General features: G+C 47.1%; 19 protein-coding genes. 9 read left to right on the forward strand and 10 right to left on the reverse strand.

Annotation, left to right across the window (positions count from 1 at the left end; translation table 11 throughout):
* Positions 1-2245 (forward strand): SusC/RagA family TonB-linked outer membrane protein (locus tag VM802_RS04450; protein ID WP_325528394.1); only part of this gene is annotated, 2245 nt, incomplete at its 5' end.
* An 11-nt stretch (positions 2246-2256) separates the two neighbouring features.
* Positions 2257-3882, forward strand: a complete 1626-nt coding sequence (locus VM802_RS04455; RefSeq protein WP_325528396.1) for a RagB/SusD family nutrient uptake outer membrane protein — start codon at positions 2257-2259, stop codon at positions 3880-3882.
* Between the two features lie 83 nt (positions 3883-3965).
* Here the strand turns inward: VM802_RS04455 and VM802_RS04460 are convergent, their stop codons facing one another.
* Entirely contained in the window at positions 3966-5123 is a 1158-nt protein-coding gene (locus VM802_RS04460) for a redoxin domain-containing protein (protein ID WP_325528398.1), read from the reverse strand.
* A 64-nt stretch (positions 5124-5187) separates the two neighbouring features.
* Positions 5188-6636 carry an Asp-tRNA(Asn)/Glu-tRNA(Gln) amidotransferase subunit GatB gene (gatB, locus tag VM802_RS04465; RefSeq protein ID WP_325528400.1) on the reverse strand — a complete coding sequence of 483 codons (1449 nt, stop codon included), beginning with the start codon at positions 6634-6636 and terminating at the stop codon, positions 5188-5190.
* Between the two features lie 109 nt (positions 6637-6745).
* On the opposite strand from gatB, the gene VM802_RS04470 reads away from it, so the two are divergent.
* Entirely contained in the window at positions 6746-8128 is a 1383-nt protein-coding gene (locus VM802_RS04470) for an aldehyde dehydrogenase (RefSeq protein WP_325528402.1), read from the forward strand.
* 5 nt (positions 8129-8133) lie between these two features.
* Here VM802_RS04470 and VM802_RS04475 read toward each other — a convergent pair whose 3' ends face one another.
* Complete coding sequence (locus VM802_RS04475; protein ID WP_325528404.1) at positions 8134-9156, reverse strand: PDZ domain-containing protein; 1023 nt, start codon at positions 9154-9156, stop codon at positions 8134-8136.
* 377 nt (positions 9157-9533) lie between these two features.
* Positions 9534-12152, reverse strand: a complete 2619-nt coding sequence (gene alaS, locus VM802_RS04480; RefSeq protein WP_325528406.1) for an alanine--tRNA ligase — start codon at positions 12150-12152, stop codon at positions 9534-9536.
* A 355-nt stretch (positions 12153-12507) separates the two neighbouring features.
* Between alaS and VM802_RS04485 the strand changes: the two genes are divergently transcribed.
* The 3 genes from VM802_RS04485 (at position 12508) to VM802_RS04495 (ending at position 14593) form a co-directional block, all read left to right on the forward strand.
* Complete coding sequence (locus VM802_RS04485) at positions 12508-13479, forward strand: peptidoglycan DD-metalloendopeptidase family protein (protein ID WP_325528408.1); 972 nt, start codon at positions 12508-12510, stop codon at positions 13477-13479.
* A 96-nt stretch (positions 13480-13575) separates the two neighbouring features.
* Positions 13576-14085: a MerR family transcriptional regulator gene (locus tag VM802_RS04490; protein ID WP_325528410.1), complete on the forward strand. Its 510-nt coding sequence runs from the start codon at positions 13576-13578 to the stop codon at positions 14083-14085.
* A gap of 10 nt (positions 14086-14095) precedes the next feature.
* Positions 14096-14593 carry a thioredoxin domain-containing protein gene (locus VM802_RS04495; protein ID WP_325528412.1) on the forward strand — a complete coding sequence of 166 codons (498 nt, stop codon included), beginning with the start codon at positions 14096-14098 and terminating at the stop codon, positions 14591-14593.
* Positions 14594-14745: 152 nt separating this feature from the next.
* Here the strand turns inward: VM802_RS04495 and VM802_RS04500 are convergent, their stop codons facing one another.
* On the reverse strand, positions 14746-15846 hold the full coding sequence (locus VM802_RS04500; RefSeq protein WP_325528414.1) for a mechanosensitive ion channel family protein: 1101 nt from the start codon (positions 15844-15846) through the stop codon (positions 14746-14748).
* Positions 15847-15861: 15 nt separating this feature from the next.
* Entirely contained in the window at positions 15862-17007 is a 1146-nt protein-coding gene (locus VM802_RS04505) for an amidohydrolase family protein (protein ID WP_325528416.1), read from the reverse strand.
* A 100-nt stretch (positions 17008-17107) separates the two neighbouring features.
* On the opposite strand from VM802_RS04505, the gene prfA reads away from it, so the two are divergent.
* From prfA to VM802_RS04520, 3 genes are all read left to right on the forward strand, one after another.
* Positions 17108-18172, forward strand: a complete 1065-nt coding sequence (gene prfA / locus VM802_RS04510) for a peptide chain release factor 1 (protein ID WP_325528418.1) — start codon at positions 17108-17110, stop codon at positions 18170-18172.
* Between the two features lie 168 nt (positions 18173-18340).
* Positions 18341-18931, forward strand: coding sequence for a hypothetical protein (locus VM802_RS04515; protein ID WP_325528420.1), 591 nt, complete (start codon positions 18341-18343; stop codon positions 18929-18931).
* A gap of 188 nt (positions 18932-19119) precedes the next feature.
* Positions 19120-19800 carry a YiaD family glycine zipper/OmpA-like lipoprotein gene (locus VM802_RS04520; RefSeq protein WP_325528422.1) on the forward strand — a complete coding sequence of 227 codons (681 nt, stop codon included), beginning with the start codon at positions 19120-19122 and terminating at the stop codon, positions 19798-19800.
* 74 nt (positions 19801-19874) lie between these two features.
* Here VM802_RS04520 and VM802_RS04525 read toward each other — a convergent pair whose 3' ends face one another.
* From VM802_RS04525 to VM802_RS04540, 4 genes are all read right to left on the reverse strand, one after another.
* Entirely contained in the window at positions 19875-20267 is a 393-nt protein-coding gene (locus VM802_RS04525; RefSeq protein WP_325528424.1) for a VanZ family protein, read from the reverse strand.
* A gap of 129 nt (positions 20268-20396) precedes the next feature.
* The gene (gene gcvH / locus VM802_RS04530; RefSeq protein WP_325528426.1) at positions 20397-20777 is read right to left on the reverse strand and encodes a glycine cleavage system protein GcvH; all 381 of its coding nucleotides are present in this window, start codon (positions 20775-20777) and stop codon (positions 20397-20399) included.
* Positions 20778-20819: 42 nt separating this feature from the next.
* A complete protein-coding gene (locus VM802_RS04535; RefSeq protein WP_325528428.1) occupies positions 20820-21482 on the reverse strand; it encodes a peptidylprolyl isomerase in 663 nt (220 codons plus the stop codon).
* Between the two features lie 8 nt (positions 21483-21490).
* Positions 21491-21826 (reverse strand): hypothetical protein, encoded by a 336-nt coding sequence (locus tag VM802_RS04540; RefSeq protein ID WP_325528430.1) that lies wholly within the window; start codon positions 21824-21826, stop codon positions 21491-21493.
* Positions 21827-21936: the final 110 nt, after the last annotated feature.

The raw sequence follows: 21936 nt of genomic DNA on the forward strand, positions 1-21936 counted from the left end.
TGATACTGACTGGCAGGACCTGGATACCAGAACCGGCTTCCAGCAGAATCATAACCTCTCACTGAGCGGCGCCAACGATCAGACCAACTACTACGTGTCTTTCGGTTACACTGATCTGAAAGGTATCCTGCTGGGCAACGATCAGCGTAAATACCAGATGCGTTTTAAACTGGAGCAGAAAGCGCTGGACATCGTTACTGTTGGTGTGAACGCTAACATATCCCATGTTACCAACAATGGTCTGAACACTGGTACCAATGCGCTTTCCGGCAACATTGCCAACGCGCTGCGTGCATTGCCGAACGTACCTGCAAAATGGAACGATGGCACCTACAATCTCAGCCCTACCAATACACTGGGAGCTGGCGCCAACGGAACTGTTATCGCAGATAACTATCCCAATATCCTGTATGTACTGGATCATAACATCTACCGTAACAAAAACCTGAACGTTACCGGTAACGCATTTGTAAACGTAGAAATTATCAAAGGGCTTAACCTGAAAACACAGATCGGTATCAACCTGCTGAACGGTGAAGACTATCAGTACTGGAACCCGATTCATGGCGACGGCCGTGGCAACAATGGTTATTTGTTCCAGCAGGCAATCCCGTATTTCCGTTACAACTGGACTAATACATTGTCTTACAACAAACAGCTGGGTGATCATAATATCAATGCTGTGGCTGGTCTTGAGTTCCAAAAAACGAGAGACAGGTTTTACAGGGCAGAGGGTAATAACATCACCAGTTCATTCTTCGGAGAGAATGGTAACATCATCACCAATAGTGTTGCTACTCCTTCCATCGGTGGCGGTGTTAGCGAGGGCGCATTCAGATCTTATTTCATACGCGCAAGCTATGCCTATAAAGACCGTTATATCGTGTCTGGTACATTCCGTAGAGATGCACTCTCTTCGCTGGCTCCGGGTAACCAGAATGCCAATTTCCCCGGCGTATCTGCCGGCTGGAGAATCTCTCAGGAGAACTTCTTCAAAAATGCTGAAGGACTCAGCTTCATCAGTAACCTGAAGCTGCGCGGCGGTTATGCAACAGTGGGTAACGTGGACATCGGATATTATCCATATGCCGGCACCTTTAAGCCTGTACAATACGGATCCACACTGGGTCTTGCTTTCAACCAGCTGGCCAATCCCAACCTCAGTTTCGAGACCAGCAAAAAATATAACATTGGTTTGGACCTTGGATTGTTAGAGGATCGTATCAACATCACTGCTGACCTCTTCAAGAATGATATTGATGGCATGATCATGGAAGCGCCTATTGCTCCATCTCTCGGTGTGCCTGGCAACAGCAAGCCTAACGTATATTTCCTGAATGCCGGAAAGATGTACAACAAAGGCTTTGAGCTCTCTATCAACAGTACCAACATTTCTAACGATAAATTCACCTGGACTACTTCATTCAACGTTACATTCCTGAAAAATGAAGTTACCCAGCTGGCTAATGGTAATGCCGACCTGATCTCTCCATACAACATTACCCGTGTGGGCGAAAGAATTGGTGAGTTTTACGGATATGTATCCAGAGGCGTAAACCCTGCTAATGGTAACCCTCTCTGGGAAAAGGCTGATGGCTCTGTAATACAGGGTGACTACTCCAAGAAAAGTGGTTGGTTTAAATATGACCCTTCCAAACCAGATGACGTGTCACAGGCAGCAGAAGCGCTTGGTCAAAACGACAAACGCCTGTTAGGTCATTCTATGCCTACTTACTACGGCGGTCTGAACAACACTGTTACTTACAAAGGATTTGATCTGAATGTATTCTTCTCATTTTCCGGTGGAAACAAAGTATACAACGTTACAAGACAGGAAGCGCTTAACAACCAGAAGTTCATGAACAACGGAAAGGAAATTCTGAACAGATGGACTACTCCCGGTCAGGTTACTGATGTTCCTAAACTCTACAACGGATCTGACGGATTTGTATTGCAGACTGGTAACGTGAACAGCCGTTTCCTGGAAGACGGCGCCTTTATCCGTGCACAGAATATCGGCATCGGATATACTTTCCCCAAAAGGCTTATTGAAAGTATCCGTCTTTCCAACATCAGGGTATATGCCCAGGTGCAGAATGCATTCGTGATCACCAAGTATACAGGTGTAGATCCTGAACTGAATGCTAGTTTATCATCTTCTACTGTAAATACACAACCTGGTCTGGACTATAATACCAACCCGGTTCCACGTAGCTATACCTTGGGTGTTAATATTGGACTGTAAAAAAAATAATCATGAGAAATATATTCGGATATAAATATAACGGGGGAGCAGGTAGAATGGCGATTGCAGCAGCAGCGTTGCTGGTGTCTGTGGGAATGACCTCCTGCTCTAAATACACAGAATTAGCTCCCAAGGGCCTGCTGCCTGAAAACACCATATTCACGGACTCTATACAAGTAGAGCTGGCTTTGAATGGTGTGTATAATGCTGCCGAGATAGGAAGCTACAATGACAGCTACGCCGGCCGTGGTTATCCTTTTGGCGCTGCTTCTATTGAGCAGGCGGAGATGCGCGGTGAGGATATGGTAAACCTCTCCACTTTCTACGAAATCACTTACAAAGCTCAGTACACCACTACTTCAGCCAATAACGTTTCTATGTGGCTGAACCTGTATTCGCTGATCAATCAGGCCAACGTGTTCATTGAAGGGGTGAAAACTGCTGGATCCAAAGGTGTGGTTAGTGGTCCTAAAGCATTGCAAATGGAATCAGAAGCAAGGTTCCTGCGTGCCCTGGCGCATCATGAGCTGTTATTGCATTTCTGCCGCCCTTATGCTGATAATAATGGAGGTCAGCCTGGCGTTCCATACAGAGAGCAGGCGATGAACACACTTGACAGAATACAGGAAGGCGTAAAGGTACCACGTGGCACTGTTGCCGAAGTATACACCAAAATACTTGCAGACCTCGACTTCGCAGAAACTAACCTGGCAGGCGCAAAAGTCACTAACGTAAGCAAAGCTACCCAGGGGGCTGTGATAGCTTTAAAAACAAGGATAAAGCTGCATAAAGGCGATTGGGCTGGCGTAATAGCAGAAGGTACCAAACTGGGTACTAACACCGCGGGGCCTTCATTTACCAGTCCAATTAACGGATATACGCTCGCTGCAGCTCCGGATGATCCGTTCACCAACTATACCAAGAGCGTAGAAGCTGTATTCTCTATTGCCAACAGTGCCAACACTAACGGTAATACCAACGGTGCACTGGCTTCTATGTTTGGCCCTTCCGATATCGGCGGCCGTGGTCTGGTGGCGATGAGTCCTAACCTGTATAATGCTTCTTTCTGGCCATCTGACGATCTGCGCAGACTGTTGCTGACGATAAGAGCTACTACCAACGGCGCTAAATACATCTACAATTACAAGTACAGGGATTATGTAGGTAAGGCAGACTGGGCGCCTATCATCCGCTATGCTGAGATAATGCTGAACGCTGCTGAAGCGTATGCCCGCTCAGGTAATGCGGCACAGGCTTTTCTGCTGTACAATGCTGTGCGCAACAGGTCTTTACCTGCTACCAGCCCTAACAGGATCACAGTTCCTCCGGTTGATATGGTACAGGCTATCCTGAACGAACGCCGTGTGGAATTTGCAGGCGAAGGCCGCCGTTGGCCTGATCTGCACCGCCTCGCACTGGATCCGGTTTATGGCAAGAAAAACATTCCTGCCAAAGTAAACCCCGATAACCTGAAGGGTGATGGATCAGATTATAACTTTAATACAAAACCAACAGTAGCCACCAATATCGCTGCCATTGACTACGGCGATTACAGGTTCCTCTGGCCGATTCCTGCAACAGAAACAGCTTCTAATCCTACTTTGAGAGCTCAGCAGAATCCTGGTTACGGTAACTAATCCAATCCTCATAAGCATCTATAATAAAAAGTCCCCCCGCTACAGCGGGGGGACTTTTTATTATAGATGAAATATAATCAGTGTTATTTGATCACCTCTTTCAACTTGGCTTCCAGTGCATCACCTCTAAGATTAGAGGCAATTATTTTACCCTGCGGGTCCAGAAGGAAGTTAGTGGGGATCGCATTGATACCGTATAAAGGCACTACTGCAGACTCCCAGAATTTAAGGTCACTTACCTGGTTCCATGCAAGGCCATCTTTCTTAATAGCCTCCAGCCACGGGCCTTTTGACTTATCCAGTGATACACCGAGAATAGTGAAGTTTTTATTTTTGAACTGCTGGTACGCTTTCACTACATTAGGATTTTCCTGGCGGCATGGCCCGCACCAACTAGCCCAGAAGTCTATCAGTACGTACTTTCCGCGGAATGAATTCAGGCTTACCATTTTCCCGGAAGGATCAGGCAGGGTGAAATCCGGTGCAACATCGCCTACTTTCACTGCTGTAGGTTCTTCCCCACCAGCGGCATCGCTGCCATTGCCTTTAGCGGCAGACAGCTGAGTGATCTTATCAGTCATGCTTTTTACCAAGGTGTTTTTAGGGAAACGTTTGGTTAAGCCTGTGATCATATCTTTATGAGCGAGGATCTCTTCGCCGCTTCGCACCTGGCTGATAGCAAATACTGCGTTAGCCGGATTTTTTGTTTTAGAAGCCATGTCAAAGAATTCCTGCTCGAAATCCTTTTCTTTTTTCTGAAATGCTGCAACCTGTGGCTGAAGCACACTGTCAGGCATTTTCAGGGAATGCAGGCTATCCAGTTTGCGCATCTCTTCAGTCAGCGAAATGGACTGCTTGCTGATACTTTCCAGGAACTGTTGTAATTCCGCTGATGCTTCAGAGCCGGTGAACTTTACATTCTCCAGGTTATTAATATCGCCATCTACTTTCATGTCGCCGGCATCGAGTGCCAGCAGTACAAATTTGTTGTTGGCAAAGCGGATGCGGTAAAGGCCCTGTTCAGGCACCATTCCCTTGAGGGTGAATTTGCCTGCTGCATCTTTCACATTTACAGAGTCGACTACTTTTATATGATCAAGTGTAAGTTCTTCCAGCACAACCGGCCCCAGTGGCAGATTGGTGAAACGTCCGTCTATCTTAAACTCTCCTTTCTCCTGTTGTCCGGTACATCCCGCCAGGAGTACTCCTGCGGCAGATATCCATAATAAGTATTTTTTCATGCTGTTGATTTTAATGATTACCAGCTTAAAAAAACTGATAATACCCAATATCTGAGATAAATTGTTACCCTTTTAATTTCTGCGCCAGCAGCTCGTTGGTGAGCCTTGGATCTGCCTTACCTTTCGACAGCTTCATCACCTCTCCTACAAACAACGACATCAAACCTTTCTTTCCTCCTCTGAATGCCGCTACCTTGTCGGGATATTTTGCGAGCACTTCATCGATGATAGGTATAATGTTGTCTGCGTTATTGTCCTGAAGGAGGTTCAGACGGGTCGCTATTTCCATCGGATCGTCAGGAGTGCTGATCATTTCCGGCAGGATGCGTGAAGAGGCAATAGAGAAACTTATTTTGCCACTGTCGGTCAGGCTGATCAGTGCTGCGAGTGCTTCCGGTTTTACCGGGAACGCCGAAATCTCTTTGGACTGCTCATTCTGCCATGACTTCACGGGGCCTAGCATCCAGTTGGCTGCTGCCTTATAATGTGATGTAACAGTTGTGAGCGATTCAAAATAATCGGCGGTGGCTTTATCATCGCATATTACTCTGGCGTCGTACTCCGGCAGGCCATATTCCTTTGTATACTTGCGGATCAGTTCCTCCGGCAATGCAGGCAATGTAGCGCTGATATCTGCAATGAATTCGTCGCTGAGTTTGAATGGAGCCAGATCCGGTTCCGGGAAGTAACGATAGTCGTTGGCTTCCTCTTTGGAGCGAAGGGAGAAGGAACTGCCGTTGGAGGCGTCAAAGCTGCGGGTTTCCTGTACCAATGTACCACCTGCCTCGATGAGATCAATCTGTCGTTTCACTTCATTGTCTATCGCGCGTTTTACGTTACGGATAGAGTTCATGTTTTTAACTTCCACCTTGGTTCCCAGGGTAGTAGCGCCTTTGAGGCGAACAGAAATATTAGCGTCGCAGCGCATACTGCCTTCTTCCATGTTACCATCGCAAACGCCGAGGTAGCGCACCAGCCGTCTCAGCTCCGTGAGATAAGCGTAGGCCTCGTCGCTGGTATGCATATCCGGCTCGCTTACAATTTCCACCAGGGGTACGCCGGCTCTGTTGTAATCCACATAGCTGTCTGAGGGGGCCTGGTCGTGCAGCAGTTTGCCTGCATCCTCTTCCAGGTGGATACGGTTCAGTTGTACCTGCCTGTTGCCGGCGTCTGTGCTGATACTAACGTAACCGCCTTTGCAGATAGGTGCAGTATGTTGGGATACCTGGTATCCTTTGGGAAGGTCCGGGTAGAAGTAATTCTTACGGGCGAAATAATTCTCTTTAACAATTTCACAATGACAAGCCAGACCCAGCTTGATGGCATATTCTGCGGCCTTGCGGTTCATTCTGGGCAGCGTACCGGGATGAGCCAACGTAATGGGGCTGACGTGCGTATTAGGCGCACCGCCAAATGCTGCGCTGTCGCTGCAAAACAATTTACTCTCTGTTAAAAGTTGGGCATGTACCTCCAGCCCTATCACTGTTTCATATTTGCTATAGATATCGCTCATATTCCATGACTGATTAACGCAAATATATTCAAATAATGCTGGCTTTTCGGGCTATTTCATGCGTAGAAAATGCTAAATTCGGGTTGTACATCTTTAAAAATTCTTCCCTATGTTCAGCAATGCCCAGACAGGTCAACTGTATAAAGCCCAGCAGCTCTATTTTGAATCAGGCGTTACTTATCCATATGCATTCCGGAAAACCCAGCTGAAGCAGCTTAAAAAAGGCATTAAAAAATATGAGTCCCGGATACTGGAAGCGCTGCATAAGGATCTCCGCAAACATCCAATGGAAGCATATAGCAGTGAAGTTGGTTTTTTGTATGATGAAATCGATTTTATATTGGCCAATCTGAAACAGTGGATGCAACCGGAAGTGGTTACATCGCCTTTTGTGACCTATCCCAGCAGCAGCCGGATCTACCGTGTACCGCTGGGCCTCACCCTGATCATTGCTCCGTGGAACTATCCATTTATGCTCACTCTCAGCCCGTTGCTGGGCGCCATTGCCGGTGGTAACTGTTCGATACTCAAGCCTTCCGAGCTGGCGCCGCATACTGCAAATATCATTGCGGAACTAATCAAAGATACTTTTGATCCTGCGTATATCGCTGTTGTAGAAGGCGAAGGCAGCGAGGCTATTCCGGCGCTGATGCAATTCCGTTTTGATCATGTATTCTTTACCGGCAGTATTCCAGTGGGAAAAAAGATCATGGAGATGGCAGTGCCGCACCTTACACCAGTTACGCTGGAGCTGGGGGGGAAGTCGCCCTGTGTGGTGGATGAAAAAGTGAATATAACCGTAGCGGCTAAACGAATCATATGGGCAAAATTCTGGAACGCAGGTCAAACCTGTGTAGCCCCGGATTATATCCTGGTACACCAGAAGGTGAAGAACGAACTGGTTACTGCTCTGAAGGCTTCCATTGTAGAGCTTTTTGGTGAAAACCCTGCCACCAGTGAGGACTATGCGCGGATGATTAACACTAAACGTTTTGATACCGTGGCTACCTACCTGAAAGAAGGCCATGTACTTCACGGTGGACAAACAGACCGGGAGCATCTCTACATTGCCCCTACACTGCTGGACGATGTGGAATGGTCTGATCCTGTAATGCAGGACGAAATCTTTGGACCAATACTGCCCATACTTACTTTCAGTGACCTGCCACAGGCTATTCAGGCAATCAGGCAGCATCCTTATCCACTGGCATTATATATTTTCACTAAAAGCAGTAAAACGGAGAAAATGTTAATTGAACAGGTGCGCTTTGGCGGTGGTTGTGTTAACAATGCACTGGTGCATCTGACTAATCCTGAGCTGCCCTTTGGCGGCGCTGGTTACAGTGGTATGGGGAAATATCACGGCCGTTACAGCTTTGATACTTTTACACATCAGAAGGGGATGCTTAAAACAGGCACCTGGCTGGATGTTCCCGTTAAGTATCCCCCATTTAAAAATAAGCTGAAACTGATAAAGCAGTTAATGAAATAAGCAGCTTACAAGTCCACTTTATTCAGTTTTTTAGGCACTTTGATTTCTATGTTTTCACGCTGCCCGTTTCGTTTAATCGTAGCTGTTATAGTGCCTTTATTGCGGTTGGCGCGATAGACAGCAGATACATCACGGGCTGATTTAATGCTTTCGCCTGCCAGCTCTGTGATAATATCATTGGTTTTGAGTCCGGCCTTTTCCGCGGGAGAGTCTTTCAGTATGTCCATGATCTGTGCGCCGGATTCATCCTCCATGTCCTGCACCTGTATACCAAGTTTTACGTCGTTGTCTTCATTGCCAAACCAGCTGAAGCCCCTGTCTTGTGGCTGCGGGAAGCCAAAAACGTTGCCGCGGTTGCGTGGTATGGGGATAACACCGAAGTCCGGTTCTCCTCCTTCGTTCTTGCGTTCCTCAAGGGTAACTTTCACCTTTGATTCCTTCTTATTGCGTATATACAACACCGTAACCTTGTCGCCGGGCTTGTATCCGCCAATGGTTTCGAACAGTTCTTTAGGCTCGTTGATCGCTTTATCATCCACCTTTACAATAATATCACCGGGTTTGAGGCCTGCTTTGGCAGCGGCACTGCCTCTAGCCACCGTTTTAACGGTAGCACCTTTGGCGGCTGTCTTTTCAGTGATCACACCCAGCACTGCTTTGTTGCCAGGCAGGGGAATACTTTCCTCTTCATTGCCATTATCCCCGTTGCCGAACCCGTTGAACATGTCAAATGAACCGCGGGTACCATCATCAAAGCTGAAGTTATTGCCATCCACAGGCGTTATCCTGCGGCGGAAGACGGAAATATCCGGGTTGCTGAACTGGTCTGCTTTCTTACCATCTATCAGGACATCCCCGTCCTTTATTTCGATGGTTATCTTGGTATCCTTGTCGCTTTTGTGCTTAATCACAATTTCATCAAACTCACCCAGCTTGTTCCTGGTTGTGTTCTGCGCCTGTGCGGCAGCTACCCCCAGCGTCAGGCACCCGAAGCCTGCCAGCGTAATGGTTTTGAACAAATTAGTCATATCTCGCCCTGGTTTTTATAATATTAAATGTAACGAATGCAACAAAATTAAAGGGAGGCAGAAGCAAGGAAAAGTTAAACTATGTTTTTTAGGATTTTTTTGATTTTCCTGCGTTTTATGAGAAGAGGGGGTAGAGCGGATGCTTAGTCAGGAGAAATGCCCTTGCCGGGTGAAAAATGCCCGGAACAGAGTGAGGAAAGAGGGGCTCCCTGTGGAAAATGCCCAGGCTACACCCCTGATCAGTACTATATCCTGGGAGTATACGTGGACTTGATCGGGATTTGATATGGACTTGACCCCGGGGGATACTTCATAAAAGAGAAGGCCCGGGCAGATAATGCTGCCCGGGCCTTCTCTTTTATGAAGTATCGACGCTGTTATGAAATCAGCGCACGAACGGCTGCGATTACCTGGTCCAGCTTATCTGTATCCTGGCCGCCGGCAGTAGCAAAGGTTTTCTGACCTCCGCCGCCACCTTTGATCAGGGAGGCGATTTTTTCCTTGATAATTTTGGGTGCTTCCAGACCTTTGGAGGCCACCAGCTTTTCATCGATTGTCAAGGCTACTGCTGCCTTACCGCCAATGTTGGCCACAAAGAGCAGTACGTGATCAGCTATTTCATTTTTCAGCTGGAACGAGAGCTGTTTCAGTCCTTCCGCATTGCTAATGCTTACTATTTTGCCCAGGAAGTTAATGCCATTGATGGTTTCCACTTCACTGTGAAGGGCAGTAGCCAGCTGGCGTACCTTTTCGAGTTCGAGGGCTTCCACCTGTTTTTCCAGGGATGACTTGTCCTGTAAGAGGGCTTCTACAGCTTTTACCGGCTCTTTCGGATTTTTCAGTGCGGCCTTGATCTCTTTCAGCTGCAGCAGCTGTTCATTGACGAAGGCTTCCGCTTTGGCGCCGGTAACGGCTTCCACGCGGCGTACACCTGCAGCTACGGCGCTTTCAGATACAAACTTGAAGAGCCCCAGCTCGCCGGTAGCGCCGATGTGCGTGCCGCCGCAGAGTTCCACACTGTAGGCGGGGTCCATCACCACAACCCTTACCACGTCTCCGTATTTTTCGCCGAACAGGGCCATTGCACCCAGTTTCAGTGCGTCGTCTTTAGACATCTCACGGATAACCACCGGGATATTCTGGCGTATCTTTTCATTCACGATAGCTTCGATCTGTGCCAGCTCTTCGTCTGTTACTTTGGCGAAGTGAGAGAAGTCGAAACGCAGGTTTTCTGCATTTACCAGCGACCCTTTCTGTGCCACATGCGTGCCCAGCACCTGGCGCAAAGCAGCATGCAGGAGGTGTGTAGCTGAGTGATGACGTGCGGTATCGCGGCGTTTATCTCTGTCTACGGCTGTTTTTACAGCGGCAGAAGGCTGCTTGGGCAGTTTGTCTGCAAAATGTATGATGAGGTTATTCTCTTTCTTGGTGTCGGTTACGTGAATTACTTCATCTCCGAAGTGAAGGGTACCCGTATCGCCTACCTGCCCGCCGCTTTCCGCGTAGAAGGGGGTTTGTTCCAGTACCAGCTGGTACTGTTCTTTGCCTTTGGCTTTTACGGTACGGTATTTCAGCAGTTTGGTGGTGCCTTCCAGTTGTTCGTAGCCGATGAAGACAGAATCCGGTGTTTCGTCCACTATAACCCAGTCGCCGGTATCCAGTTCAGTGGCGGCGCGGGAGCGGTCTTTCTGTTGCTTCATGGCGGCTTCGAAGCCTTTTTCGTCTACGGTGAAATTATTCTCGGCAGCGATAAGGCTGGTGAGATCATAGGGGAACCCGTAGGTGTCGTACAGTTCGAAGGCGGTTTGTCCGTCTATGTTTTTGGCGGCAGCCTGCTGTATAAAATCTTCGATCCTGCGTATGCCGCTATCGAGCGTACGGAGGAAGTTGTTTTCTTCTTCAAAGATCACTTTCTTCACAAACTCCACCTGTTGCTGCAGTTCGGGGAATACATGGGAGAACTGTGCCGCCAGTACGGGAACGAGGTCGTGGAGCAGCGGTTTCCTTACATCCAGGAAGGAGAAGTAGTAGCGTACTGCCCTGCGGAGAATACGGCGTATTACGTAGCCGGCGCCGGTATTGGAGGGCAGCTGGCCATCGGCAATCGTAAAGGAGATGGCACGGATGTGGTCTGCAATTACGCGGAAGGCCACGTCTTTTCTGGTATCTGTGCCTTCGTATTTTTTGCCTGTCAGCTGTTCGGTGGTGTGGATGGTGTTCATGAACAGGTCTGTGTCGTAGTTGGAGGTTTTACCCTGCAACACCCTTACCAGCCTTTCCAGGCCCATACCGGTATCCACGTGCTTAGCCGGGAGTGGTTCAAGGGACTTGTCTTTCAGGCGGTTGAACTGCATGAATACGTTGTTCCAGATCTCGATTACCTGTGGATGGTCTGCATTTACCAGTGTTTTGCCGTCAACTTGTTGCTTTTCAGCATCGGGGCGGCAATCTACGTGGATTTCAGAGCAGGGGCCACAGGGGCCGGTATCGCCCATTTCCCAGAAGTTATCTTTCTTGTTGCCCAGCAGGATACGGTCTTCGGCAATATGTTCTTTCCAGAAGTTATAGGCTTCTTCGTCTTTCGGTAAATTTTCGCTCGTATCTCCTTCAAACACTGTCACATACAGCTTGTCTTTCGGGATTTTATATACTTCTGTGAGCAGTTCCCAGCTCCAGGCGATGGCTTCTTTCTTGAAATAGTCGCCAAAGCTCCAGTTGCCCAGCATTTCGAACATAGTATGGTGGTAGGTGTCTATACCTACTTCTTCCAGGTCGTTGTGCTTACCGCTTACGCGAAGGCATTTCTGGGTATCCGCCACACGGGTATGGGCGGGTACCTGGTTGCCCAGGAAATAATCCTTGAACTGGTTCATGCCCGCGTTGGTAAACATCAGCGTGGGGTCATTCTTGATAACGATGGGAGCTGAAGGCACTATCTGATGGCCCTTAGACGCAAAAAAATCCAGGAATTGCTGTCTTATGTCTGATGCTGTCATAAATATGGATACGAGTTAATATTTGTTTTTTATGCTATGATGACGGTGGGCGTTGTTATGGCTTTTAATTGTTTTTCAAGCCATTATAAAGTAGTTAGAAAATTGACATTCAAAAGGTTGATGTTTTAATCTAATTACATTAGGTTTGTGCGCCTTATTTTCCCGCCGTGTCACAGGGAGTGCAAAAATATTGAAACCTGTATGATTATGCAAAACCGGATACGCTACCTGGTAAAAAAGTCAGCATGGGAATAAAATAATGCATTATCTGCCATCCATAATGTTTGCTCCTGATGAAATAAACTGGTTGTCATAGCGTTCTGTGCACTATGGCACATAAAGTACACCCTGGTGCATGAAGAAGGTTAAATATTTTTACAACACCCAAACATTAAAATATGAGAAGCTCGTAGTGTCGCTACGGGTAAAGATCCTGAGGATCTTGGGATTTGTGTCTGCGGCCATTGTCACTGGCGTCATTTTCCTTTCCGTTGCTTACCGGGTGCTGGACTCTCCTAAAGAAAAGTCATTGCGCCGGGATCTGGAGGGCATGAAGGAGAAGTACGACGCGCTGCAGGGCCGTATGAAGGAGGTGAAGGGAAAGTTGGCTGAACTGGAAGAAAGGGACAATGAGATTTACCGTGTGATCTTTGAAGCTTCCCCGATTCCTGATAGTACCCGTATGGGTAAAGTAAACCGGGAAGAAGAAGCCGTGCAGCTGCAATCTTTTGCCAGCAGTGAGATTATTGCTTCTACCGGCGTTTTGCTGAAGGAAATTACCAACCGTCTCAAATCACAGGAAAATTCTTACGGCGAGTTGGATAAAATGGTGAAGAACAAGCAGCAGATGCTGGCTTCTATTCCTGCCATCCAACCGGTGGCTAACAAAGACCTGAAGCGTATTGCCTCTGGTTTCGGCTACCGTATCGATCCGATCTACAAAACCATGAAATACCACGCCGGACTTGACTTTACGGCTCCCAGCGGTACTCCTATCTACGCTACCGGCGACGGTGTGGTGGAAGAAGCCAGCCTGAGTGACGTGGGATATGGTAACCATGTGGTTGTGCGTCATGGTTATGGTTATAAAACACTCTATGGGCATATGCTCCGCATGAAGGTCAGGGCTGGCCAGTCTGTAAAACGTGGAGATGTACTCGGCTGGGTGGGCAGCACCGGTAAATCCACCGGTCCTCACTGCCATTATGAGGTAATGAAAAACGGGGATAAAGTGGATCCGGTATACTTCTTCTTTAATGACCTTACTCCCGAACAGTTTGACCGTATGCTGAAAATGGCCCGATCCGGCAACCAGTCGTTCGACTAGCGATATTACTCCTGGAGTCGGCTTTTGCCAGGGTTTTTCAGGAAGAACGATTTTAAAGCCTTAACTTCATCTTCGTAACCATTCGTTTTTACCAAGATGCACCAGTTAGATCTCTTTTCGCCGTCTGGTACTCCCAATACTGTTAAGGAAACAGCGGGAGCTGCCGCCAAAGTAAAAGTGAAGAAAACAGTAGCGGCAGTTGCCACGCCGCGGGGTAAGAAGCGAGGGCGTAAATCATTGAAAGAACTATCGGAAGATCCTGGATTGATTATGGAGTTGGACAAAATAACATTAGATAAACAATACTATTCCATCAGCGAAGTAGCCACTATGTTCAAGGTGAATACTTCCCTGATACGTTACTGGGAAAATGAATTTGATATCCTGCAACCCAAAAAGAACCGCAAGGGTGACCGGTTGTTCAGGCAAGAGGATATTCATCATCTGAAGCTGATATACCATCTGCTGCGCGAAAGGAAATATACCATTGAAGGCGCCAAGCAAAAATTGAAAGAAGATCATAAGCTGGCTGCCCGTAATTTCGAAATGGTACAAGCTTTGCTGAAGGTACGTGGTTTCCTCACGGAACTGAAAGATCAATTATAAAAACATGATTATGCGTTTAAAAACATTACTCCTGGGAAGTGGCCTGTTATGTTCTACTCTGGCCTGGGCACAGAATGGCAATGATAAAGTGCTGAAGGGTAAAATAGACATGAAAACACTGATGCAGGACCAATCCACCGCCTGGTTCTATAAAGGAGTGAATAACTACCAGCCAAACGACAATATGCTGAATTACCTGAAAGCTAATCGCAGCAACTACAACCTGGTAGTGGTAATGGGCACCTGGGATGAAGCCAGCCGTAAGATTGTACCTGAGCTCTATAACGTTATGATCAAAGCCGGTAGCCCTGATGAGCAGGTACTGATGTTTGGCGCTGATCAGAAACTTGAAACAGATGCACCTACTGATTATAAGGTGAAAAAAGTGCCTACTATCATCGTTTTCAGAGATGGTAAGGAAGCCGGCCGGATTGTAGGTGAACCTAAAGAATCTGTTGAAGGCGACCTGGCTCGTATTATACTGAACAGCAGCAAAAAAGAACAATGATTTTTGTGATTCTTTTGATTTTCCTGATGAGCGAAGATTGTAAAGAATTATAATTAAGATAAAAGCGGGAGGCCCATCCAGTTTCAACTGGATGGGCCTCCCGCTTTTATCTTCTCACGTCAGCATAATCACAAAAATCAAGAAAATCATGGTTACCTGTTGTCTGTGAATGTCACGTTAGTGCTGGTGGAGGGACATTTTACGCCATATTCTGTCATCTGCCTGATGATACCCAGGTTAATGGTTTCCCTGAGTGCTGCATATTGATTTCCTTCAATAATGTAGGTGTTGTAGATAACCTGGATAACGAAAGTGTCTTTCGTGAATTCATGCAGGTTTACAGTAAAGCCTTCCAGCACATTACTGTTTTGTTGTAACAGGGCGCGGATGGCTTGCAGTACTTTCAGGAGGCTGTCGGCGGAGGTTTCAGTGGCTATCTCCAGCCGGAGGGCAACACGCTGCTGCGTCCGGAGTGACAGGTTGTCGAGGATACTGTCTACCATCTTTTTATTGGGAACCGTTACAAATGTTTTTTCCAGTGTACGGAGGCGGGTACTGCGCAGCCCTATCTTCTCTACAGTACCCTGGAATGAGTCCACTTTAACAGCGTCGCCTACACGAAATGGCTTGTCAAAGAAAATAATGAATGATCCGATAAGGTTTTCAATACTTTCTTTAGCGGCCAGTGCGAGGGCTGCAGCACCTATACCAAGACCAGCGATGAGTTTCTCCACCAGTGAGGGACCGAACAGGATGCGTATGAACGCTATTGCTCCTATTATCATCATGATGGCCTTGAAGAAATCGCGGAAAAAGATAACGAACTGGTTGTCTGTCATGTCAGCGGTGAGATCCGCTTTCTTCTCCAGGATCAGTGCGATGAAATCTATGAGGCGCAGCAGTATCCAGATGATACTGAGCGTGAATGCAAGACTGAGCAGCGTATTGGTAACATCCTGGAGGGTGGCCTTATTGTATACGTTCACATTCAGTAACCGCGGAAAGGTGAAATGATCAATGGTGAACATGAATGTTACCAGCAACAGGAAGTATTCCAGGGGGCGTAGCAGCAGCGTTACAAAGTCTTTTTCCTCTATCTGCGGCGACCAGTGTTTTACCAACCTGAAAAGCACCGCTGCCATTCCTTTTGAGACAAACCTTTTTATAAAAGATACAAACAGCAATACACCTGCCAGTAACAGATAGTCCCGCACAGGATTGTCAAGAATTACTTTATTCAGAAATTCATTCATAAGGGTGATGTATAATTATATGATACGTTTACTTTCTTCGTTTATCAATACCACGCCTGGTCTGGCGCCTTTATGGAAACTACCATAGGTATCACTGATGCCGAGGGCGCGTGCGCCGTTACTGGTACCCCATTTCAGCAACTCTTCCAGTGGAATTTCCGGATAGTGGCGGCGTATTGTTTTGATCTCTTCCCATACAGACAGGCAGTGGTTGGATGCCAGGCTGTCTGTACCCAGACTGATATTGCATCCATGACTGCGCAGCATGTTGATGTCTGGGAGGCGGTCTTCTATATACAGGTTTGCCTGCGGGCAAAGGCACCACCAGGTTTCGGTGGCTTGTTGCTGTGCATACAAAATATCCTGGGAGGAGGAATATGTATTATGTACGAGCAGGATCCTGTTATGAGAAAAGAATGGCAGGTAAGCCTCCAGGCTGTTGCTACCGGGAGCATTGAAGCCACTGATATCTATCCCGAAGGTTTGGTAGAAACTGAGGAGGCTGCCGGTTTTGTTTTGATAAAGCTCATTTTCGGCCATGCATTCCTGGTTATGGATGCTGACAGGCGTGTTGCCGGGAGTAGCTGCCAGCAGATCAAACAGTGTGCGGCTAACGGAGTAAGGCGCATGCGGCACAATTGAGCTGTTATGGGAGGCGCCGTTGATGGCGCTGAACGCCTGCAAGACTTCCAGGCTGGCGTTGTAGCGGGTGCTGGCCCCTGCGTCCACGAAGCCCATGCATTCCACGAAGGTGTGGTAATACAGGCGTTGTTGCTGTTTTTGGTGTAAGGTGGCTGTACCGTTGCTGATATCGCCCACTGCGGCAATACCGGCGTTCCACATGGCCAGTTCTGCTTCCCGGATGGCCGTGGGTTGCAGGTCGGCATTGATATGCCGGGATTGCATTACCTGGGTAAGAAAGGCCGGGAGTCCTGTTTTTTCGGGGATTACGCCTTTCATGTGGGAAAGTTCCAGGTGGCAATGGGTATTCACAAAGCCGGGACATAATATACCGTCCAGTTCCTGCACTTCTTCATTAGCCTCTGTTTCGTCTGTAATGCCCGACACCAGGCCGTTTTCATCGATTGTTAATACTTTTCCGGGACCCAGCAGCCGTTGCCCGTCGAATATATCCTTTCCTTTTAATTTGATCTGTTTCAATAACCTGATATTTAATTAAGCTAATGATGTTAATTTTGCAACCCGATTATAAGTATTATTAACCCGGTTGGGATATGGTACTCAAAAGTCAAAGATAATTATGATAGACAAACTGGAAGCTATAAAAGGCCGATTTGAACAGGTTTCATTGGCCCTTACCAACCCTGAAGTGGTAAACGATAACAAAAAGTTTGGCCAGCTGAGCAAGGAATACCGCCAGTTGGAGAAAATCGTGAAAGCATATGATGCTTACCGCAACCTGCTGGACAATATTGCGTTCAACAAGGAAGTGCTGGAAAGCGGTGACGAGGAAATGAGGGAGCTTGCGAAGGCTGAAACAGAAGAGCTGCAGGAGCAGAAGGTTGTGCAGGAAGAGATTATCCGCAACCTGCTGATACCGAAAGATCCGCAGGATGAAAAGAATGCTATTCTTGAGATCCGCGCCGGCACCGGTGGTGATGAGGCCAGTCTTTTTGCGGGAGACCTGATGCGCATGTACCTGCGCTATTGTGAACTGAAGGGGTGGACTACCAACCTGCTCAACGAGAACCCTGGTTCTGTGGGTGGTTACAAGGAAATAGTGCTGGAAGTGAGCGGCGATGATGTATATGGCACATTGAAGTTCGAGTCCGGCGTTCACCGTGTACAGCGGGTACCTGCTACTGAGGCATCAGGCCGTGTGCATACCTCTGCTGCTACAGTGGCTGTACTGCCGGAGGCGGAAGAGGTGGATGTGGATGTGCGTGAGGCGGATATCAAGATGGACACTTTCCGATCGTCCGGAGCTGGTGGGCAGCACGTAAACAAAACAGAATCTGCCGTGAGGCTTACCCATATTCCTACGGGGGTGGTAGTGGAATGCCAGGAAGGCCGTAGTCAGCACTCCAACCGTGAGATTGCGATGAAGATGCTGCGTACACGTATCTACGAAGCTGCAGTGCGCAAGCACGAAGACGCAATTGCGTCTCAGCGTAAGAGCCTTGTATCTACCGGAGACCGTTCTGCCAAGATCCGTACTTACAACTACCCGCAGGGCCGCGTTACGGATCATCGGATAGGTATGACCGTATATAACCTGGACGCTTTCATGAACGGCGATATTAAAGATATGGTAGACGCTTTGCAGTTTGCTGAAAATGCGGAGAAACTGAAGCAGGGCACCTGATAGGACTACATTATTGGCATATTTATGGCTATAGGAGGGAACGCGGCAGCGTTCCCTTTTTTATGGCTGGCTTCATAATTTGGTAACGCTTAAATCCGCTAATTAATCATACATTTAAATTACTACTGCAATCAATTTTCAATTATCTCCTCCTAAAAAACACAAATCATGTTAGAGCAATTAATGGATCTCGTTCGCGAACATGCGCAGGCCCCTGTTATTGACAATCCTGCGGTTCCCAATGAACAGAATGAAGCCGTGATTGGCGCTGCAACGGAATCTATTGCTTCCAGTCTGCAACAAGAACTGGCCAACGGCAATACAGAGGGCGTGTTGAGCCTGCTGGGCGGACAGTCTGCAGACGGTGCTTCAGGAAGCAACCCTGTTGTGAACAACATTTCCAACAACTTTATCGGTACATTACTGGAGAAATTCAACCTTGACAAAGGTGCGGCTACACAGATTGCTGCTTCGCTGATCCCAAGTGTACTGGGTTCACTGGTGAAGAAAACCAATGACCCTGGTAACAGCAGCTTCAGCCTGGATGGTATCCTTAACTCGCTGACCGGCGGCTCGGCACAGGGTATTAACCTGCAAAGCATACTTGGTTCCCTGAGTGGTGGCCTGGATAAAAACGGTGATGGTAAAGTGGATCTGAGCGATCTTACCAGTTTGTTATCAAATGGTGCACAGCAACAACAGCAGAATCAGTCAGGTGGTGGAGGTATCGGCGGCCTGCTGAAAGGTCTTTTAGGATAATTTTTTTATATATAACACTGCGATTATAGAACAGTTGTCTATCATTTTTTTATCTATTATTTAACAATATTAATCAAAGGGTTATAATCCGTGAACAAAACTGGCAGTATATTTGTTATCCAGTTTTTGGATACGTAGTAATCATCCGGAAAACTCACAATATAACCTTCATGTTTAAAACTAATACGATGAAAAAATTTAATGTTCTGGTAGCTCTGGTTTTATCAGTAACCATGTTATTCAGTTGTAAAACCTGGCAGGGCATGGACAATACGAAGAAAGGCGCTGCTATCGGTGTAGGTGGTGGTGCTGCTGCAGGCGCCATAATTGGTAAAGCTGCAGGAAATACTGCGCTGGGTGCTATTATTGGTGCTGTTCTTGGAGGTGCTGGTGGTGCTTTGATTGGTAAGAAAATGGACAAACAGGCACAGGAAATCAAGAACGAAGTACCTAATGCTACAGTAGAACGTGTAGGTGAAGGTATTAACGTAACATTTGATGCTGGCGTACTGTTTGGTTTCGATAAATCTGACCTTTCTGCTGTAGCCCAGGAAAACATCAAACAGCTGGCTGGTATCCTGAACAAGTATCCTGATACATATGTACGTGTAGAAGGCCATACTGACAGCAGAGGTACAGATGCCTATAACATGGGTTTATCTGAGAGAAGAACTAACAGCGTGGTGGCTTTCCTGAAAGGGCAGGGTGTTGCTGCTAATCGTATCCAGGGCTTTTGGTACGGTAAGAGCCAGCCTAAGGCCTCTAATGATACAGAAGAGGGCCGCGCTCAGAACCGCCGTGTTGAGTTCTCTATCTTCGCAAATGATAAAATGAAGTCTGAGGCTAAGAAAGAAGCTGGTCAGCAATAATAAAATATTTGATTTCAGAATTACTTATTTCTCATAAGCAGATATACATTCCCTCCTGGTTCCAGGAGGGTTTTTTATTTTGATCTGGGGAAGAAAAGGTAGAGGATAATCTTAAATGCGGCGACACCGGCAATTGCTCCCAGTGTATCGGCCAGCACATCATACATATCAAAGCTGCGTTGTACGGCCCAGTATTTCTGAATAAACTCAATGCCTAAACCGTAGGAGGCAGAAAGCAGCACGATCAGGAATATAGCGGATGCCGGGATGTGTTTTTTCTGCAGGAAGATACCCAGGCACAGTAACAGCACGATGCCTCCAAACATACAGAAGTGAACGATTTTATCGAAATGGATTCTTTCAAGGAAAGAGTTGGTAGGAATATCCTTGCCTGGGAGTGTACACAGGATAAAGATAATAATGATCCACAATGCGGCTGGCAGATAATATTTCAGCAGTTTAGTCACCTGTATACTTGTTTTACTGTAAAGCGGTTTCCGTGAAAGTTATTTTCAGTAAAAAGGACAACAGGCATGCCTTTCAATAACGCAGCCCATTGTCCTTTTTTATATCAGATAAAATTGTTGGCGTAATGATTATTCTGCTACGAGCGCTTTGTAAGCGTCAGCGTCCAGCAGTGCAGCAACATCTGCAGGGTTTTTTACAGTCATTTTCACCATCCAGCCTTCACCGTAAGGGTCCTGGTTAACCAATTCAGGCTCACTTTCCAGTTCCGGATTCACTTCTGTGATAGTACCGGCAACAGGCAGGAACAGATCAGAAACCGTTTTTACTGCTTCTACAGTTCCGAACACTTCTTCTGCACCAAGTGTTTTGCCTTTAGTAGGAACGTCAACGAAAACTATGTCGCCTAATTCGCGTTGTGCAAATTCTGTGATACCGATGGTAGCTGTGTTACCTTCTAATAAGACCCATTCGTGATCCTTTGTGTAACGCAGATTTGACGGAAAATTCATAATGTTTTTGATTTTAGGCCGTAAAAATACGGAATTCAACATTTAAAAGAACAACCATTTCTTCACTACTCTTATTTTCATGGGTACGTCCTGCAGTGGCCTGTCGTGGCTGTCTGTTTTCAGTGCGGCTATTTTGTCAATCACTTCCATTCCTTTGATGACCTGGCCAAATACGGTGTAGCTCTGATCGAGGTGTGGAGAGCCGCCTTCGTTTTTGTATATCTCTCGTTGGTCTACCGGAATTTTGCGTCCACCGAGCCGTGTTTTTTCCAGTTTGTCGAGTTGTTCATCTGTAAAGGTTTTGCCTTGTACAATATAGAACTGGCATCCGGAAGAGGCCTTGGTGGGGTTGTCATCGCGGGCTGCACCCAGTGCGCCTTTGCGGTGAAACAGGTCCAGCTGGAATTCGGCGGGGACAGTGTAACCCACATCGCCGTTGCCCAGGGTGTCGCCGGGGTGCGCATGTTTGGAATCGGGATCACCGCCCTGTATCATGAACTGTTTGATAACACGGTGAAAGAGCGTGCTGTCAAAGAAATGCTGCCGGCTTAATTTCAGAAAATTATCGCGGTGTTTGGGTGTCTGGTCATACAACCGGATGATCATGGTGCCGTAGGGTGTGATTACTTTTACTTTCCTGTTCTTAGCAGTAACCGTGGCGGTTATCAATAACAGCAGGGCAAAAAGGGTTAATAATTTCTTCATAAACGGGTTTAAGCTTCTTCCTCTTCAAAATAAGAAATGACATGTTCTTTCAGAAATACTTCCTGTTCGTCCAGGTTAAATTTCGGAACGGGATGCAGCTCTTTGAAGTGCGGCCAGCCATCTTTATCGTAGCCGTCCAGTTCGTAATAGCCGCTCTGACTGAGTAACGTGCATACGGCCACGTGCATCAGGTCCTGTTTCTGTTCTTTGCTGTATTTTGTTTTCATGTTATTCAGCTCATTGATGCCGATCAGGAAAAGAATGGCTTCCATATTGGGTTTCTTGCCAAATCTTTCGGTCAGCATATCTTCCACCCGTTTCCAGCGCGTCTCAAAATCTTCCATATTAAGTTATTTTAAATCAATCTGTAAAAGCTGCTACAAATGTACGTTATGCGGAAAATATACACCCCCGACTGCACCGCGTGGCACAACGCCGCGGCGACGGCACCCGC

The organism is Chitinophaga sp., from assembly GCF_035538455.1.
Lineage (GTDB): Bacteria > Bacteroidota > Bacteroidia > Chitinophagales > Chitinophagaceae > Chitinophaga.

Coding starts and splice junctions, on each gene's coding strand:
- VM802_RS04455 (WP_325528396.1), top strand. CDS start 2,257: ATGAGAAATATATTCGGATATAAATATAACGGGGGAGCAGGTAGAATG.
- VM802_RS04460 (WP_325528398.1), bottom strand. CDS start 5,123: ATGAAAAAATACTTATTATGGATATCTGCCGCAGGAGTACTCCTGGCG.
- gatB (WP_325528400.1), bottom strand. CDS start 6,636: ATGAGCGATATCTATAGCAAATATGAAACAGTGATAGGGCTGGAGGTA.
- VM802_RS04470 (WP_325528402.1), top strand. CDS start 6,746: ATGTTCAGCAATGCCCAGACAGGTCAACTGTATAAAGCCCAGCAGCTC.
- VM802_RS04475 (WP_325528404.1), bottom strand. CDS start 9,156: ATGACTAATTTGTTCAAAACCATTACGCTGGCAGGCTTCGGGTGCCTG.
- alaS (WP_325528406.1), bottom strand. CDS start 12,152: ATGACAGCATCAGACATAAGACAGCAATTCCTGGATTTTTTTGCGTCT.
- VM802_RS04485 (WP_325528408.1), top strand. CDS start 12,508: ATGAAGAAGGTTAAATATTTTTACAACACCCAAACATTAAAATATGAG.
- VM802_RS04490 (WP_325528410.1), top strand. CDS start 13,576: ATGCACCAGTTAGATCTCTTTTCGCCGTCTGGTACTCCCAATACTGTT.
- VM802_RS04495 (WP_325528412.1), top strand. CDS start 14,096: ATGCGTTTAAAAACATTACTCCTGGGAAGTGGCCTGTTATGTTCTACT.
- VM802_RS04500 (WP_325528414.1), bottom strand. CDS start 15,846: ATGAATGAATTTCTGAATAAAGTAATTCTTGACAATCCTGTGCGGGAC.
- prfA (WP_325528418.1), top strand. CDS start 17,108: ATGATAGACAAACTGGAAGCTATAAAAGGCCGATTTGAACAGGTTTCA.
- VM802_RS04515 (WP_325528420.1), top strand. CDS start 18,341: ATGTTAGAGCAATTAATGGATCTCGTTCGCGAACATGCGCAGGCCCCT.
- VM802_RS04520 (WP_325528422.1), top strand. CDS start 19,120: ATGAAAAAATTTAATGTTCTGGTAGCTCTGGTTTTATCAGTAACCATG.
- gcvH (WP_325528426.1), bottom strand. CDS start 20,777: ATGAATTTTCCGTCAAATCTGCGTTACACAAAGGATCACGAATGGGTC.
- VM802_RS04535 (WP_325528428.1), bottom strand. CDS start 21,482: ATGAAGAAATTATTAACCCTTTTTGCCCTGCTGTTATTGATAACCGCC.
- VM802_RS04540 (WP_325528430.1), bottom strand. CDS start 21,826: ATGGAAGATTTTGAGACGCGCTGGAAACGGGTGGAAGATATGCTGACC.